General features: G+C 60.3%; 12 protein-coding genes. 7 read left to right on the plus strand and 5 right to left on the minus strand.

Annotated elements, in window-relative coordinates; translation table 11 throughout:
* Window positions 1-19: 19 nt before the first annotated feature.
* The 4 genes from urtD to urtA form a co-directional block, all read right to left on the minus strand.
* Window positions 20-766: an urea ABC transporter ATP-binding protein UrtD gene (urtD, locus tag ACFODV_RS04880; RefSeq protein WP_379755469.1), complete on the minus strand. Its 747-nt coding sequence runs from the start codon at window positions 764-766 to the stop codon at window positions 20-22.
* Window positions 763-1896 carry an urea ABC transporter permease subunit UrtC gene (gene urtC, locus ACFODV_RS04885; RefSeq protein WP_379755472.1) on the minus strand — a complete coding sequence of 378 codons (1134 nt, stop codon included), beginning with the start codon at window positions 1894-1896 and terminating at the stop codon, window positions 763-765. Before urtC ends, urtD begins: the two co-directional genes overlap by 4 nt.
* A 27-nt stretch (window positions 1897-1923) precedes the next feature.
* Window positions 1924-2847, minus strand: a complete 924-nt coding sequence (urtB, locus tag ACFODV_RS04890; RefSeq protein ID WP_379755475.1) for an urea ABC transporter permease subunit UrtB — start codon at window positions 2845-2847, stop codon at window positions 1924-1926.
* A 114-nt stretch (window positions 2848-2961) separates the two neighbouring features.
* Entirely contained in the window at window positions 2962-4236 is a 1275-nt protein-coding gene (urtA, locus tag ACFODV_RS04895; RefSeq protein WP_379755477.1) for an urea ABC transporter substrate-binding protein, read from the minus strand.
* Window positions 4237-4598: 362 nt separating this feature from the next.
* Between urtA and ACFODV_RS04900 the strand changes: the two genes are divergently transcribed.
* From ACFODV_RS04900 to ACFODV_RS04925, 6 genes are all read left to right on the plus strand, one after another.
* Entirely contained in the window at window positions 4599-7979 is a 3381-nt protein-coding gene (locus ACFODV_RS04900; protein WP_379755480.1) for a hybrid sensor histidine kinase/response regulator, read from the plus strand.
* Window positions 7972-8880: a response regulator gene (locus tag ACFODV_RS04905; protein WP_379755483.1), complete on the plus strand. Its 909-nt coding sequence runs from the start codon at window positions 7972-7974 to the stop codon at window positions 8878-8880. Before ACFODV_RS04900 ends, ACFODV_RS04905 begins: the two co-directional genes overlap by 8 nt.
* A 173-nt stretch (window positions 8881-9053) precedes the next feature.
* Complete coding sequence (locus ACFODV_RS04910; RefSeq protein WP_379755486.1) at window positions 9054-10100, plus strand: aliphatic amidase; 1047 nt, start codon at window positions 9054-9056, stop codon at window positions 10098-10100.
* 6 nt (window positions 10101-10106) lie between these two features.
* Window positions 10107-11150, plus strand: coding sequence for an AAA family ATPase (locus ACFODV_RS04915; protein WP_379755489.1), 1044 nt, complete (start codon window positions 10107-10109; stop codon window positions 11148-11150).
* Between the two features lie 96 nt (window positions 11151-11246).
* The gene (gene fmdA / locus ACFODV_RS04920) at window positions 11247-12479 is read left to right on the plus strand and encodes a formamidase (protein WP_379755492.1); all 1233 of its coding nucleotides are present in this window, start codon (window positions 11247-11249) and stop codon (window positions 12477-12479) included.
* Between the two features lie 4 nt (window positions 12480-12483).
* Complete coding sequence (locus ACFODV_RS04925) at window positions 12484-12852, plus strand: zinc ribbon domain-containing protein (RefSeq protein WP_379755495.1); 369 nt, start codon at window positions 12484-12486, stop codon at window positions 12850-12852.
* 127 nt (window positions 12853-12979) lie between these two features.
* Here ACFODV_RS04925 and ACFODV_RS04930 read toward each other — a convergent pair whose 3' ends face one another.
* Window positions 12980-13429, minus strand: a complete 450-nt coding sequence (locus ACFODV_RS04930) for a YaiI/YqxD family protein (protein ID WP_379755498.1) — start codon at window positions 13427-13429, stop codon at window positions 12980-12982.
* Window positions 13430-13874: 445 nt separating this feature from the next.
* On the opposite strand from ACFODV_RS04930, the gene ACFODV_RS04935 reads away from it, so the two are divergent.
* Entirely contained in the window at window positions 13875-15602 is a 1728-nt protein-coding gene (locus ACFODV_RS04935) for a DEAD/DEAH box helicase (protein ID WP_379755501.1), read from the plus strand.
* Window positions 15603-15684: the final 82 nt, after the last annotated feature.

Raw genomic sequence — 15684 nt, forward strand, 5'->3', positions numbered from 1 at the left:
TTGTCGGTGGAGAACGGATTCAATGGCCCAGATACACGTCGATCACGCGTTGATCCGCCTGCACTGTCTCCATGTCGCCTTCGGCGAGAATGGCGCCCTGGTGCAGCACAGTGACCTTGCGGCCAATCTGCTTGACGAAGTTCATGTCGTGTTCAATGACGATGATGGAATGCTTGCCGGCGAGGCGGTTGAGTAGTTCGGCCGTGAGTTCTCGCTCCCGGGCGCTCATCCCGGCGATCGGCTCGTCAAGCATCAGGAGTGCGGGGTCCTGCATCAGCAGCATGCCAATCTCCAGCCACTGTTTCTGGCCGTGGCTCAGCAGGCCTGCTTCCGTGTCCAGGGCGTCGTCGAGAAGCACCACGCCGGCGATCTCGAGTATCTTATCGTTGAGCGCTTGGTCGCGCTTGAACGCCAATGCCCCCCAAACTCCGCGACCCCGAGGGTATGAGACCTCCAGATTTTCGCGAACCGTCAGGCTGTCGTAGATCGACGGCGTCTGGAACTTGCGTCCTACTCCTTCCCAGACGATGCGGTGCTCCGGAAGCTTGGTCAGTTCCCTGCCGCGAAACTTGATTGACCCGTCGGTGGGCTTCGTCTTCCCACAGATCAGGTCCAGCAGCGTGGTCTTGCCGGCCCCGTTGGGTCCGATTACCACTCGCAGCTCTTTCTCATCCACGTAGAAGTTGAGGCCGTCGATCGCTTTGAAGCCATCGAAGGAAACCGTCAAGTCCTCGACTGACAGCAGAAAATCCGTATTGCTGCTCATGAACGCACCTCCGAGGATTTCGTTGATGGCGTTGCGCCAGCGGCCTGTCGGGGAAGCAGGTCGCGTACCTTTACTGCATATTTTTCGTACAGCCCCGCGAGCCCGTAGGGCAGGAAGAGCACGACAACGATGAATACCGTGCCCATCAGGAACAGCCAGAGTTCGGGATAGGCTTCGGCAAAGGCAATTCGAGCGAAGCCAACGGCGAGTGCCCCGTATACCGCGCCGATCAGCGACAACCGTCCCCCCACCGCCGCGAAGATAACGAACTCAATGGAAGGGATGATCCCGATCAGCGAGGGCGACATGAAGCCCTCCTGGAGAGTGAACATGGCGCCGCCGATAGCCGAGAAGATGCTGGCAATGCAGAACGCGAAGGCCTTGAAGTTGGCCACATCGTAGCCGGAGAAGCGCACCCGGTCCTCGCGGTCACGCATGGCGATCAGGATGCGCCCGAACTTGGTGTGCAGCAGCCACTTGCCCAGCATGATGACCAGCAGCAGCAGGATGGCGGTGATGAAATACAGTGTTACCAGGGCCTCATCGGTATTGATGCTCCATCCCTTGAGCGTGCGAAGATCGGTAATGCCGTTGGCGCCGCCGGTATAACCCTGCTGCGCCACCAGCAGGATAGTCAGAATCACCACCAGGGCCTGGGTAATGATGGCGAAGTAGACGCCGCTGACCCGGCGCTTGAACATGGCGATGCCGATCAGGTAGGCGAAGGCCGCTGGCAAGAGAAGGATGGCGACCAGCGTAAAGGTAAGGCTGTTGAAGGGCACCCAGAACCATGGCAGCTCGGTGATCCGGTTCCAGTCCATAAAGTCTGGGATGCCGGGTGTGGTCTGGATGGCTGTGGCTTCTGGCGTCGAAGCCTCAAGCTTCAGGAACATGGCCATGCAGTAGCCACCGATGCCGAAGAAAATGCCTTGGCCGAGGCTCAAGATGCCGCCATAGCCCCAGCAAATCACCAGGCCGATGGCGACGAAGCCGAAGCTCAGAAAACGACCGGTCAGTGTCAGCTGATCCACCCCCATACTCACCGGGAAGATCACCAGGATCACGGCGGCTAGAACGAGCAGGCTGACCAGTCCACTCCTGCCGCCAAGAAAGTCAAGATTAGCGTTCATGGTCGGATTACTCCCATCCCGGCCCGCCTAGCGGCGCACCTTGCTGGCGAATAGCCCTTGCGGGCGAATCATGAGAATGGCGACGACGATCAGCAGGGTGATGACCTTGCCCATGGAGCCACCGATGAAGAAATCGAGGATTGATTGCCCCTGAGCGATGGTGAAGGCCGACGCGACGGTGCCAAGCAGGCTGCCAGCACCCCCGAAGACCACCACCAGGAAGGTGTCGACGATGTAGAGCGAGCCGCTGGTGGGCCCGGTGGAGGAAATCGTGGTGAAGGCTGCCCCGGCGATGCCAGCGATACCGCAGCCGAGGGCAAAGGTCAGACGGTCGACGCCGCGCGTGTTGATGCCCACGGCGCCAGCCATTTCGCGGTTGGCGGTGGTGCAGCGGACACGCAACCCCCAGCGCGAGCGAAACAGCAGCCAGGCGACTCCTGCCGTTACGAATAGGGTAAGCCCCATGATCGCCAGGCCGTTGATCGGAATATCGATCATCAGCGTGGGACGGTATGAGCCCTGCAGCCAATCGGGCAGGCGCACGCTGACCTCCCGAGCCCCGAAGCCGGAGCGAAAGGCCTGCTGCATGATCAATGCCAGCCCCCAGGTTGCCAGCAGCGTATCCAGCGGGCGGTGATAGAGGTGTCGTATCAGCACGAGTTCGACGATCCAGCCGACGATGAAAGCCGCCAGGAAAGCGAGTGGAATGGCCAGAATCAGGTAATAGTCCATCATCCACGGCATCTGGACTGCCACGAAGGTGGAAAATAGGTAGGTGGCATAGGCACCGATCACCATGAACTCACCGTGAGCCATGTTGATCACACCCATCTGCCCGTAGATGATCGCCAGGCCCAGTGCCATCAGCAGAAGGACACTGAAGAAGCTCAGGCCGGCGAAGCCTTGCATGGCAAAAATCGCCATCAGCTCCTGAGTTGTGAAGTCACTCATTGCGTGAGTCTCCGTGGGGCATGGAACCCGGGGTTCCGATAGAAGGCGCGTTGGGAGGAGAACGAGGCAACACCGAGGCGGCGCCAGGCCGCGCCACCTCGGTATCGCTGGGCCTTACTGATAGCCCTCCGGGAAGGGGTTAGGCTCGATCATCTCGGGGGATTCCCACACCACGTCGGCCTGCCCGTCGCCGTTCCACTTGCCGATGCGTGTATAGCTCCAGAGATGATGGTTGGGGTGCACCTTCACATAGCCTTCAGGCGCAGTGTCCAGTTCGATATCGGGCAGGTGCTCACGAATCTTGTCGATATCGAAGCTGCCAGCACGCTCCACGGCCTCTTTCCAGATCCACGGGCCGAGATAGGCCGCCTGGGTGACATCACCGATCACGCTGTCCTCACCCCAACGCTCTTTGAAGGCCTGCACGAAGGCTTGATTGTTCTCGTTGTCGAGACTCTGGAAATACTTCATCGCCGAGTAGAACCCCGCGACATTCTCTCCGCCGATACCCAGCACTTCGTCTTCGGTCACCGAGATGGCGAGTACGTCCTGGTTGTCACCGTTGATGCCGGCAGCGTTAAGCTGACGATGCCATGCCACGTTGGAACCACCGACAACGGCATGAAAGATCATGTCCGGCCGACGCAGACGAATGCGGTTGATGGCGGAACCGAAGGAGGTGTGGCCAAGCGCGTAGTAGTCCTCACCAACCACGGTGCCACCCAGCACATCTTCGATGTGGATGCGCGCGATCTTCATCGAGGTGCGCGGCCAGATGTAGTCGGAACCGATCAGATAGAAGGAGCGGGCGCCCTTCTCGTTCCAGGCCCAGTCGATGCCGGCCAAGATCTGCTGAGTTGCCTCCTGCCCGGTGTAGACCACGTTGGGAGACTGTTCGAGGCCTTCGTAGAAGGTCGGATAGAACAGCATGCCATTTTCGCGTTCAAAGACCGGCAGGATTGCCTTGCGCGATGCCGATGTCCAGGCACCGAAGATGGCCGCGACATTGTCCTGGCGGAGCAGCTTGCGGGAGCGGTCGGCGAAGGTGGGCCAGTCACTGGCCCCGTCTTCCTGAATGATTTCAATCTGACGTCCCAGCACGCCACCCATGGCATTGATCTGCTCAATGGCGAGGGTTTCCGCTTCCACGGACCCGGTCTCACTGATCGCCATGGTGCCAGACAGCGAGTGCAGAATACCGACCTGAACCGTGTCATCCGTGACGGCCAGGCCGGTGGTATTTACCTCTGCCGTGGGCCACTGCGGGTTGGCATGTGCAGTGGTTCCCAGGCTAAGCGAGAGCGCCACGGGTGCGGCGATCATGCCGCCGATGACGGTGCGTCGCAGACGTTTCAGTAGTGGGTCACGCTCTGTTGAACAACGAGACATCCCAGACTCCTTGGCTGCATGGAAACAGCCGGTTGCGAGTAGACATTGTCCGAAAGCAGCTCCGGAGCCTAAAGCTTCGGCCTGTGCTGCGTTGCAGAACAATACGTCGATTAACGTATGGCCCCGGGGGGGAGGACGCGGGCAGAGTCTTCAGGCATGCAGGAAAGTGCCGTCCACACGATGGGTTTTCATTATCCAGGCACGTTTTTTGCTCCATGTTGGGGTAATCGTGTTGCGGCGCTGATCGTAGCGCCCGCTACAGTCTTCTCTGGAGCCTCCGTTTGATGACAACACCCCCCCATGCAGCACCCTCACCAGGTGATGAGGTCGGATTGGACGAGGGTCGGTCGAGAGTCCAGCGCGTGCCGAGAGTTCGGCGTATCTACAATCAGTGGGTGGCGAACCAGACGCTGGAGGACTTCGCGCTGCGCTTTACCGCCCATCGTGCCCGGCGATTCTCTTGTTTCCAGGTGGCGAACACCGCTCTTGGGGCCGTGTCGTTTCTCGCTCTGGAGGCAATTGGTGGTGTGATCACCATCCTTTACGGATTTCAGAACGCGGTCATGGCCATCTTCGTGGTGTCTGCTCTGATCTTCCTGACCGGCCTGCCGATTGCCTACCATGCCGCTCGCTCCGGCCTGGATATCGACCTGCTGACGCGTGGCGCCGGCTTTGGCTACATCGGTTCCACGATCACTTCCTTGATCTATGCCTCGTTCACTTTCATTTTCTTTGCCATCGAGGCGGCGATCCTGGCCCTGCTGCTGGAGATGTGGTTCGGCCTGCCGCTATGGGCGGGATATACCCTGAGCGCGGTGGCGGTGATCCCCCTGGTGACCCACGGCATTACGCTGATCAGTCGGTTCCAGTCGCTGACTCAGCCCATCTGGCTGGGCCTTCACCTGCTGCCATTTCTCGCCATGGGGGTGCATGGACTGATCGACCTGGAGGGCTGGATGGGTTTTGCCGGGACGCATCCGCAGGCGAACGACGGCTTTGATCTGCTGCTTTTTGGTGCAGCATCAGCGGTGATATTCGCGCTGGTGGCCCAGATCGGTGAACAGGTGGACTATTTGCGCTTCCTGCCGGGCACCACACACAAAGGACGGGTGGGCTGGTGGCTGGCGCTGCTGACGGCAGGGCCAGGGTGGATCATTCCCGGCGCGCTGAAGATGCTTCTGGGGTCGTTTCTGGCCTATTTCGTCCTCAGCCTTGGAGGCACCACAGAGCAGGCCTCTGAGCCCACCGAAATGTATCTGGCCGCCTTTCAGTATGTGACCCCCAATGCCGAACTGGCCATGCTGCTGACCGGTCTATTCGTCATCCTGTCGCAGATGAAAATTAACGTCACCAATGCGTATGCCGGCTCTATCGCCTGGTCGAACTTCTTCTCGCGCCTGACCCGCAGTCATCCGGGGCGAGTGGTCTGGCTGGTATTTAATGTCGCCATTGCGCTGTTGCTGATGCAGATCGGCATCTACAAGGCGCTGGAACAGATCCTCAGTTTGTATTGCCTGGTGGCCGTGGCCTGGGTAGGGACCCTGGTGGCCGACCTGCTGGTCAACAAGCCCCTGGGCCTCAGTCCGTCGCATATCGAGTTCAAGCGGGCTCACCTTCACGACGTCAATCCGGTGGGTGTGGTGTCCATGCTGCTCTCGCTGCTGCTGGGGGTGACGGCGTTCATCGGCCTGTTCGGCGAGACCGCCCAGGCTTTGGCTCCCTTTCTTGCCCTGGCGCTGCCGTTTTTCACGGCACCGCTGATCGCTCTGACGACCGGCAGCCGCTATTACATCGCGCGCACGCCCAAGGCCGACTGGGAGGCCAATAAGATCATCCGCTGTTTGGTCTGTGAGCACGGCTTCGAGCCCGAGGACATGGCGGAGTGTCCGGCTTACGGCGGGCCCATCTGTTCGCTGTGCTGCTCCCTGGATGCGCGCTGCAACGACCTCTGCAAGCCCGGGGCACGGCTCTCCTTGCAGATATGGGCGGTATTGAACTTCCTTTTCCCCACCAAGGTGGTGCACCGCTTGCATTCGCGGTTTGGCAAGTACCTGTTTCTGATGCTGGTGATGGTGCTGGTGATGGGCTCGTCGTTGTCGGTTATCTATGTGCAAGCGACCCTGGATGACCGGGTGCACGCCGAGGTGGTGGCAGCGACGTTATGGCAGACCTTCTTCATCCTGTTTCTGATTGCCGGCGTAGTCGCCTGGCTGATCGTCCTGGCTCACGAGAGCCGGGTCGCAGCGGAACGCGAATCGCGCTACCAGAATAGCTTGCTGATGGAGGAAATTGAGGCCCATGAGCGGACCGATCGGGAGTTGCAGAAGGCCAAGGAGGTAGCCGAAGCGGCGAACATGGCCAAGAGCCGCTACATGGTGGGAATGAGCCATGAGCTGCGCACGCCGCTGAACACGGTGTTGGGCTATGCGCAGCTGCTTGAACGCGACACCGAACTCTCAGAGCCACGCCGCAACTCGGTTCAGGTACTGAGACGCAGCGCCGAGCACCTGTCGGGGCTGATCGACGGCGTGCTGGATATCTCACGCATCGAGGCGGGAAGGCTGGAACTCCATCGTGAGGAGGTCAACATCCGTGAGCTGCTTGACCAGCTGGTGCAGATCTTCCGGCGTCAGGCGGAGGAGAAGGGCCTGGCCCTGGTATTTGACTGCGCCGAGCGCCTGCCAAGCGCCGTCTATACCGACGAGCGCCGGCTGCGGCAGGTGTTGATCAACTTGCTCTCCAATGCGGTGAAATTTACCGATGAGGGACAGATTCGCTTTAGCGTCGATTACGGCGGCCAGGTGGCGACATTTCAGGTGCGGGATACCGGCCTGGGGATACCGGCGTCGCAGCTGGACTGCATCTTCAAGCCATTCGAGCGAGTGGCGCCGAGCCAGGGTGAGTCGCGGCCCGGCATGGGCATCGGGCTGACGATTACCAAGCTGCTGGCCGAGATCATGGGCGGCAACATTGAGGCTGAAAGCCGGCTTGGCGTCGGTAGCGAATTCCGAGTGCGGCTGATGCTTTCGGCGGTGCCCAAGCTGTTGCGGCCGAATGCGCCGCCTCGCCGCATCATCGGTTATCAGGGGCCGCGTTCTCGTGTCCTCGTCGCTGACGATGAGACGCCGCATCGGGACCTGCTGGCCGAATTTCTGGGTGATCTTGGGTTCGCGGTGGAGACCGCCCCCGACGGTAAGGAGTGCCTGGCGCAGGCGCAGCAACGCCCGCCAGACCTTTTCCTGCTTGACATTACCATGCCGGGAATGAGCGGTTGGGAATTGGCCGAACGCTTGCGGGCCGCGGGTCAGCGGGGCGCTATCGTCATGGTGTCGGCAGATGCCTCCGGGCTACAGCGCTTCAGTCGCGGCGAGGGGCCGTGGAGCGACTACCTGACCAAACCGGTGGATCTGGCGCAACTGCTGGATAAGATAGGGCGTCTGTTAAGGCTTGACTGGGTGCATGATGAACCAGTCGACAATCCGGCGGAGTCTCAGCTGGCTGCTCAACTGACTCGCCCCATGGTCTTACCCCAGGAAGCACTGCTGAGCGCATTGGAAAGGTTGGCGCGCATCGGTCACGTGGCGGGAGTGCGAGCGCAGTTGACTCGCATTCAGCAGGAGGCGCCCGAGGCGGCCCCCTTCGTTGAACATGCCCGATTGCTGGCGCAGCAGTTCCAGTTTGCCAACCTGCTGAGCCTTATTCGGCAGCTGAGGACAGAACGCCAGGAGGAGGACGATGCGTGATATCACAGAACCGGCACAGAGGGACACCGTGCTGGTAGTGGACGACTCCCCGGAGAGCCTGAGCCTGATTACCGATGCTCTGGCCAGTGCAGGGGTGACCGTGCTGGTGGCTCTGGACGGTCGCAGTGCGCTGGGGATGCTGGACGAGGTGACGCCAGACATCGTGTTGATGGATGCCATGATGCCCGGACTGGACGGCTTCGAGACCTGCCGGTTGCTGAAACAGCGCCACGACCTGCCGGTGATTTTCATGACCGGCCTGAGCGAGACTGAACACATTGTTCGCGGAATGGAAGTGGGTGGCGTGGACTACATCACCAAGCCGGTGGCGCCCGATGAGTTACTGGCGAGGATGCGGGTGCATCTGACCAATGCGCGTCGTACGAGCAGCGCGCGGGCTGCGTTGGATGCCAGCGGACGTCATATGCTGGCGGTGAATGCGGCGGGAGCCATTCTCTGGAGCACGCCCCAGGCCAGTCGTCTGCTGGAGGAGATCCTCAGTCAAGATGGCTTGGTGGTTGATGGCGAGTCGCTGCCGTTGTCCGAGTGGCTGGCCCGTTGCCTGCTAACCATGGGCGCCCCGGCCGTGTCGGTGCCCGGCGCCGAGGCGCGGGTCGAGGCTTCTCTGATCGGCCAACTGGCCGAAGATGAGTATCTGCTGAACCTGTCACGCAAGCGGGACGTGCTGCCCGAGCAGTTGCTGGGTGAGCGATTGGGGCTGACTCAGCGTCAGGCGGAAGTTCTCTACTGGATTGCCAACGGCAAGTCCAATCGGGATATTGCCCTGATCCTCGACATGAGTCCACGGACCGTGAACAAGCACCTGGAGCAGGTATTTCTGAAGCTGGGTGTCGAAAATCGCACCTCGGCGGCGGTAATCGGATTGAACGCCATGAACTGATACGTCAATTAACGTATTGGCGGTAAAGCATGCCGACTCCAAACTGTTACGACGCAAATCACCGCTGAAGTATACGACCGAAACACCGTCTCGCCTGCCGTGTCTCGCAGCGCCGGTGCTTATCTGATTCGGCTAGGCGGTGTTCCCGATCGTCAGTTCAGGAGGCTCGTGCAATGCGACATGGTGATATTTCCAGCAGTGCCGATACCGTCGGTGTAGCGGTGGTGAACTACAAGATGCCTCGTCTGCACACTCGCGCCGAAGTGCTGGAAAATGCCCGGAAAATTGCCGATATGGTGGTTGGCATGAAACAGGGGCTGCCGGGCATGGATCTAGTGGTTTTCCCCGAGTACAGCACCCATGGCATCATGTATGACCATGATGAGATGATAGAAACGGCTGCGGTCATTCCCGGTGATGAGACGGCTATATTTTCCCGCGCCTGCCGCGAGGCCAATACCTGGGGTGTGTTCTCTCTGACGGGAGAACGTCATGAAGATCATCCCAAGAAACATCCCTACAACACCCTCGTTCTGATCAACAATGAGGGCAAGATCGTCCAGAAATATCGCAAGATTATTCCCTGGTGCCCCATTGAGGGCTGGTATCCCGGCGGCCAGACCTTTGTCAGCGAAGGACCCAAGGGGATGAAGATCAGCCTGATTATCTGCGATGACGGCAACTATCCCGAGATCTGGCGTGATTGTGCCATGAAGGGCGCCGAGTTGGTGGTGCGCTGCCAGGGCTATATGTACCCCGCAAAGGATCAACAAGTATTGATGGCCAAGAGTATGGCCTGGGCCAACAACTGCTATGTGGCAGTGGCTAACGCCAGCGGCTTCGACGGCGTCTACAGCTACTTCGGACACTCGGCCATCATCGGCTTCGATGGTCGTACCCTGGGCGAGTGTGGCGAGGAGGATATGGGCGTTCAGTACGCGCAGCTCTCACTCAGTCAGATTCGAGATGCTCGCGCCAATGATCAGTCTCAGAACCATCTATTCAAGCTGTTGCATCGCGGCTATACCGGCGTTCACGACTCGGGTGACGGCGACAAGGGAATCGCCAACTGCCCGTTCGATTTCTACCGTACATGGGTCCTGGATGCCGAGAAGGCCCGCGAGCAGGTGGAAAGCATTACGCGCTCCAGCATCGGGGTGGCTCAGTGTCCGGTGGGTAGTCTGCCGGTAGAAGGCAAGGAGAAGGGGGCCACGGGATAAACGGTGGTGCCTTTCATCAACGATCGTCTGGAGAGCCAGCGGGCCGCCCAGGCTAGGCCAGAATCGGCAGCGCCGGGCCTGAGCCGGTTTACCTTCGACCCGCAGCAGGTCATGGATAAGTTGCAGCTGGGCATCTTGGGGCAGCCAGACGCGTTAGCTGCCCTACGTGATCTGCTGTACGTGGTGAAAGCAGATTTGGCTTCCGAGCAGCGTCCGCTCGGCGTGGTGCTGTTAATGGGCCCCACCGGAGTTGGCAAGACCGAGACCGTGCGCCTGCTGGCGCGTGCCATTCAAGGCCGTGACGATGCACTGTGCCGTATCGATATGAACACGCTGGGACAAGAGCACTATGCCTCGGCGCTGGTGGGCGCACCGCCGGGCTATGTCGGCAGTAAGGAGGGTCACAGCCTGTTCGATGCCGAACGCATTTCCGGTAGTTTCAGCACGCCTGGGGTGGTGCTGTTCGACGAATTGGAAAAGGCCAGCCCGGAGGTGATCCGAACGCTGTTGAATGTGCTGGACAGCGGCTGGCTGACCCTGCCTGCTGGCAATCGACATATCGACTTTCGCAATACCCTGATCTTCATGACGAGTAACCTGGGTTCCGGGGAGCTGGCACGCTATCAGGGCCGATTCCGTCGCGGCTGGCGGCGCTTTTTCAAGCCCAATCCACAACGTCAGCAGCAACTGCTGGATAGTGCGCTGCATCGGCACTTCGAGCCGGAATTCATTAACCGGATTGACCGCATCCTGCACTACCAGCCCATTGGCGATGGTCAGTTGGACGCTCTGCTTGAGCTTGAGCTTGGCAAGTTGAATGAGCGACTCGCCAGGCAGGGCCGGCATCTTAGCCTCAGCCCGGCGGCGACGCGCTGGCTGCGGCAGAATTACGACGCCCGCTTTGGCGCACGCGACCTCTCGCGTGACTTGCGCGCTCGGCTGTTGCCAACGCTGGCACAGACTATGCTAAGTGAAGTGGATTCCACGCATCTGTATGCCGATCTGCATGACAATACATTGGTGATCCGCGCGGCCACTTACGTCAAGTGACGTATGGTCAGCGCCAACGTCTTGTCAGATAGTGAAATCGAGCGTTGTTTCTGCTGCATCAATAATCGATCAAGCGAAATCAGAGGGGTGGTTGCCATGGCTGATACCATTATCAAGATTGATTTAGGAAAATCCTGCTACGACAACGACATGATCCACAATCGCTGGCACCCAGATATTCCAATGGTGGCTAACGTCAAGCCCGGCGATGAATTTATTGTCGAGTGCTATGACTGGACTGGTGGGCAGATAAAGAATGACGACAGTGCCGACGATGTAAGAGATGTCGATCTGACTCAAGTGCATTTCTTGTCTGGCCCCATCGGTGTTGAGGGGGCCAAGCCTGGTGATCTTCTTGAAGTGGATATTCTGGATATCGGCGCTTTCAAGGAGAGTCAATGGGGCTTCAACGGTTTCTTCGCGAAGCAGAATGGTGGCGGTTTTCTGACCGAGCACTTCCCGGAAGCACAAAAATCCATCTGGGATTTCAACGGCATGTTTACCAAGTCTCGGCATATTCCTAATGTGGAGTTTGCGGGATTGATCCATCCAGGATTGATCGGCACTCTGCCTTCCAAGGAAATGCTGGCAGACTGGAATAAACGAGAAAAGGCACTGGTTGATACCGACCCGGACCGGGTGCCGCCATTGGCTGCTCTGCCTTTCTCCGACACTGCCCATATGGGTCGCATGCCGGCGGACCAGGCCAAGACCGCAGCCGCTGAAGCCGCGCGAACCGTGCCGCCTCGCGAACATGGTGGTAATTGCGACATCAAGGACCTGTCACGTGGTTCCAAGGTCTACTTCCCCGTCTACGTAGATGGCGCTGGGCTTTCGGTGGGCGATCTCCACTTCAGCCAGGGCGATGGGGAAATCACCTTTTGTGGTGCCATCGAAATGGCTGGGTGGATTCATCTTCGGGTTAATGTCATCAAGGACGGCATGGCGAAATATGGTATCAAGAACCCGATCTTCAAGCCGAGTCCGATCAAGCCCCGCTATGACGACTATGTGATCTTCGAAGGGATTTCCGTGGACGAACAGGGGAAGCAGCATTACCTGGACGTACATGTGGCCTACCGTCAGGCATGTCTCAATGCCATCGAATACCTGACCAAGTTCGGTTATACCCCCGCTCAGGCCTATGCCATTCTCGGTTGCGCCCCGGTCGAGGGCCATATCAGCGGGGTAGTGGATATACCCAATGCCTGCGCGACGCTCTGGTTGCCCACCGGGATATTCGATTTCGACGTTAACCCCAGTGCCTCAGGACCCGAGGTCAAGGTCAAGGGCGGCATGGATGTGCCTCTATCGCCAGACAAGGAGTGATGCCATGCCTCTTTATGATTACAAGTGTAGTGAGCATGGGCTATTTCATGAACTGGCCACGCTCGCGGAGAGCGCTGAACCTAAATCCTGCCCAACGTGCGGTACGCTGTCGGCCCGGGTAATCCTGTTGTCGCCTGCATTGCGCGCCATGGACTCAGCGACTCGAGATGCCATGGATCGTAACGAGCGAAGTCAGTATGAGCCCAGATTTTCTACGCCGGAGCATCGCAGCGAAGATCAGGCCCGTCATGAGCATCGTCACGGCAAGGGCTGCGGCTGTGCGCATACGAGCCATGACAAACCCAAAGTGTTCTACACGGCGGATGGCAAGAAGATGTTTCCGTCTGCCAGGCCCTGGATGATTAGTCATTAATCACCTTCACTGAACACTCTTCCCCGGAACTGCCCATCGATTGTTCGATGGGCAGTTTCATGCTGTTTATCGTATGTCTCAAGCAGACATGGCGTGCATCCTGACCCGGGTGGAGGTGTGCCATGGTTCAGCTGTTCTTTGCCAGCCACCGGTCCAGCGCATTGGCGAATTCGCGGCGATCCGCATCGGTGTAGCCCTTGGGGCCGCCGGTGTGCTCGCCGCTGGCGCGCATGGTCTCCATGAAATCTCTCATCTGGACCCGAGCGCGGATGTTGTTCGCGTTGAGTGCCTCCCCGCGTGTCGTCATCACCTTCGCCCCGCGCTCGATGGCCGCCATGGCCAGCGGAAGGTCGGACGTGATCAGCAGGTCGTTTGCCTGGATACGCTCGACGATCTCGTCATCGGCAGCATCGAAGCCCTGGCTTACCGCCAGCGCCGTCACCCACGCCGAGCGCGGTAGCGGTACTGCATGATTGGCCACGAACCAGGCGCTGGTCGAGGTACGTTCGGCGGCGCGTACGATGATCTCGCGCGCCACTTTGGGGCAGGCGTCGGCGTCGACCCACAGCGTCGGCATGGAGAGTCTCCCGGAGCACGAAGAAGAGTTGGACTGGCGAAAAGGTTGGCCAGGACAAGGAGACAATGGTAGCATGCGCTTTCCTCGCATGTGCTGACCCCACCATCATGTACGACGCCATCTCTGCCGGTCATCGACCGATCACAGGATGGGCGCCGCAACGCCAGGCCCAGCGTCATTGCTGATCGCCCCAAGCGTTCGAATTGTGTAGATGGCGCGCCAACTGAGATCCCGCCAAACTGGCGAGATCGGCGCAAATGGTCGCCACAGGGCTCCTGTTCGCCATCCCCGATGGCTTGGGCCCGATGCTAGGTGCGACCGGCGTCCCCGACTCCGATGTCTCGTACTGCACCCCCTGTGGGAACAGTGCGCCTGACCGCTATTGTCCGCGTCAGGGACGCCAATGAATTTATGCCGGAGATCCCGGCCTACCAAGGTGTGATTGATGACCTCGACTTCTGTCGCTTCGCCGAGCTTCGGCGACCTCGCTCTGTTGCCTGCTGTTCTGTCTGCCGTCAAGACTCTGGGCTACGAGACTCCTTCTCCGATCCAGATTCAGACCATTCCGGCACTGCTGGAAGGGCGTGACATGCTGGGCCAGGCCCAGACCGGCACCGGCAAGACCGCTGCCTTCGCCCTGCCGATCCTGTCGCGCATCGAGCTGACTCGCCGCGAGCCCCAGGTTCTGGTGCTGGCGCCGACCCGCGAGCTGGCCCAGCAGGTGGCCGTCTCCTTCAGCAAGTACGGCCAGAACCTTCAGGGCCTGGAAGTTGCTACCCTTTGCGGCGGTCAGGAGTACCGCGAGCAGTTGGGTGCGCTGAAGCGTGGTGCCCAGGTAGTAGTAGGCACCCCGGGCCGGGTCATCGATCACCTGGACCGCGGTAGCCTCAAGCTCGACGGTCTCACCTCCTTGGTGCTCGACGAAGCTGACGAGATGCTGCGCATGGGCTTCATCGACGACGTCAAGCGCGTAGTGGCTGATACCCCCAAGACTGCCCAGCGGGTGTTCTTCTCCGCGACCCTGCCGACCGAGATCGAGCGCATCGTCAACCGCTATCTGGTCGATCCGGTCAAGGTTGCCATTGCCTCGGCGAAGGGCACTGCGGCGAGTATCGAGCAGTTCCTGGTTCGCGTCGACGGCGGTGCCAAGCTGGAAGCGTTGTCGCGTATCCTCGAGGTGGAGCCCGTTGATGGCGCCATCGTCTTTGTGCGTACCCGTGCGGCCTGCACCACCTTGACGGAACAGCTCAGTGCCCGTGGCCTGAGTGTCGCCAGCCTGTCCGGTGACCTGGACCAGAGCCTGCGTGAGCGCACCGTTACCCGCCTCAAGCGGGGCAAGGTGGATATTCTGATCGCCACCGACGTGGCCGCTCGCGGTCTGGATGTGTCGCGTCTGACCCACATCATCAACTATGACCTGCCCCAGGACGCTGAGGCCTATACGCACCGCATCGGTCGTACCGGCCGGGCAGGGCGTACCGGTGTCGCCATTACCTTCGTAGGTTTCCGTGAAGGCCGCAAAGTGGGCTGGATCGAACAGGCCACCGGTCAGAAACTCGGCGAGATGGAGGTGCCCGACGAGGCGGCCATCCGCGCCCATCGCGACGAGGTCTTCCACCAGAAGGTGATCGCCGCGCTGACCGCCGGTGCCGAAGAGCAGCGTGCCCTGGTCGGCCGCCTGGTCGAAGAGGGTTACGACCCCATCGAGCTGGCCTGTTCCTTTGCCCGTCTGGCGCGCGCCGACGAGTCACCCATCGGCCGCATCCAGGCGCCGCGCAAGGAGACTCGCAATGACCGCGATTCTCGCGACGGCAAGCCGGCGCGCCGTGAGGGTGGTGGTGCCCGTGAGCGCGGTCCCAGCGAAGGCATGACCCGCTACCGCGTGGCCGTGGGTCACAAGGACGGCGTCAAGCCCGGCCAGTTGGTTGGCGCCCTGGCCAATGAAGGCGGCATCGAGGGAGCCCGTATCGGCCGTATCGATATCCGCACCTCCTTCTCCGTGGTGGAGCTGCCCAACTCACTGCCGGCCAGCATCCTGACCAAGATGGCTCGCGCTCGTGTCGCCGGCCGTGCCCTGGAGATCAGCGAGGACAGTGGTGCTGCCGAAGAGCGTGCCCCGCGCCGTCGTCGCGAGGATGGCGATGCGCCGGTTCGCCGCCCGTCGCGCGCCTGATGCACGAGAGCTGATGCTCTGCGTTTAAGCACCGTGCGGCTTTCGCCGCCGGCCTGAACGCCCAGCGCCCCGCACCGGAAAC

It is taken from the genome of Halomonas tibetensis, from assembly GCF_042643535.1.
In the GTDB taxonomy this organism is placed as follows: domain Bacteria; phylum Pseudomonadota; class Gammaproteobacteria; order Pseudomonadales; family Halomonadaceae; genus Halomonas; species Halomonas tibetensis.

Coding starts and splice junctions, on each gene's coding strand:
- ACFODV_RS04935 (WP_379755501.1), top strand. CDS start 13,875: ATGACCTCGACTTCTGTCGCTTCGCCGAGCTTCGGCGACCTCGCTCTG.
- urtD (WP_379755469.1), bottom strand. CDS start 766: ATGAGCAGCAATACGGATTTTCTGCTGTCAGTCGAGGACTTGACGGTT.
- urtC (WP_379755472.1), bottom strand. CDS start 1,896: ATGAACGCTAATCTTGACTTTCTTGGCGGCAGGAGTGGACTGGTCAGC.
- ACFODV_RS04930 (WP_379755498.1), bottom strand. CDS start 13,429: ATGCCGACGCTGTGGGTCGACGCCGACGCCTGCCCCAAAGTGGCGCGC.
- fmdA (WP_379755492.1), top strand. CDS start 11,247: ATGGCTGATACCATTATCAAGATTGATTTAGGAAAATCCTGCTACGAC.
- urtA (WP_379755477.1), bottom strand. CDS start 4,236: ATGTCTCGTTGTTCAACAGAGCGTGACCCACTACTGAAACGTCTGCGA.
- ACFODV_RS04905 (WP_379755483.1), top strand. CDS start 7,972: ATGCGTGATATCACAGAACCGGCACAGAGGGACACCGTGCTGGTAGTG.
- ACFODV_RS04925 (WP_379755495.1), top strand. CDS start 12,484: ATGCCTCTTTATGATTACAAGTGTAGTGAGCATGGGCTATTTCATGAA.
- urtB (WP_379755475.1), bottom strand. CDS start 2,847: ATGAGTGACTTCACAACTCAGGAGCTGATGGCGATTTTTGCCATGCAA.
- ACFODV_RS04910 (WP_379755486.1), top strand. CDS start 9,054: ATGCGACATGGTGATATTTCCAGCAGTGCCGATACCGTCGGTGTAGCG.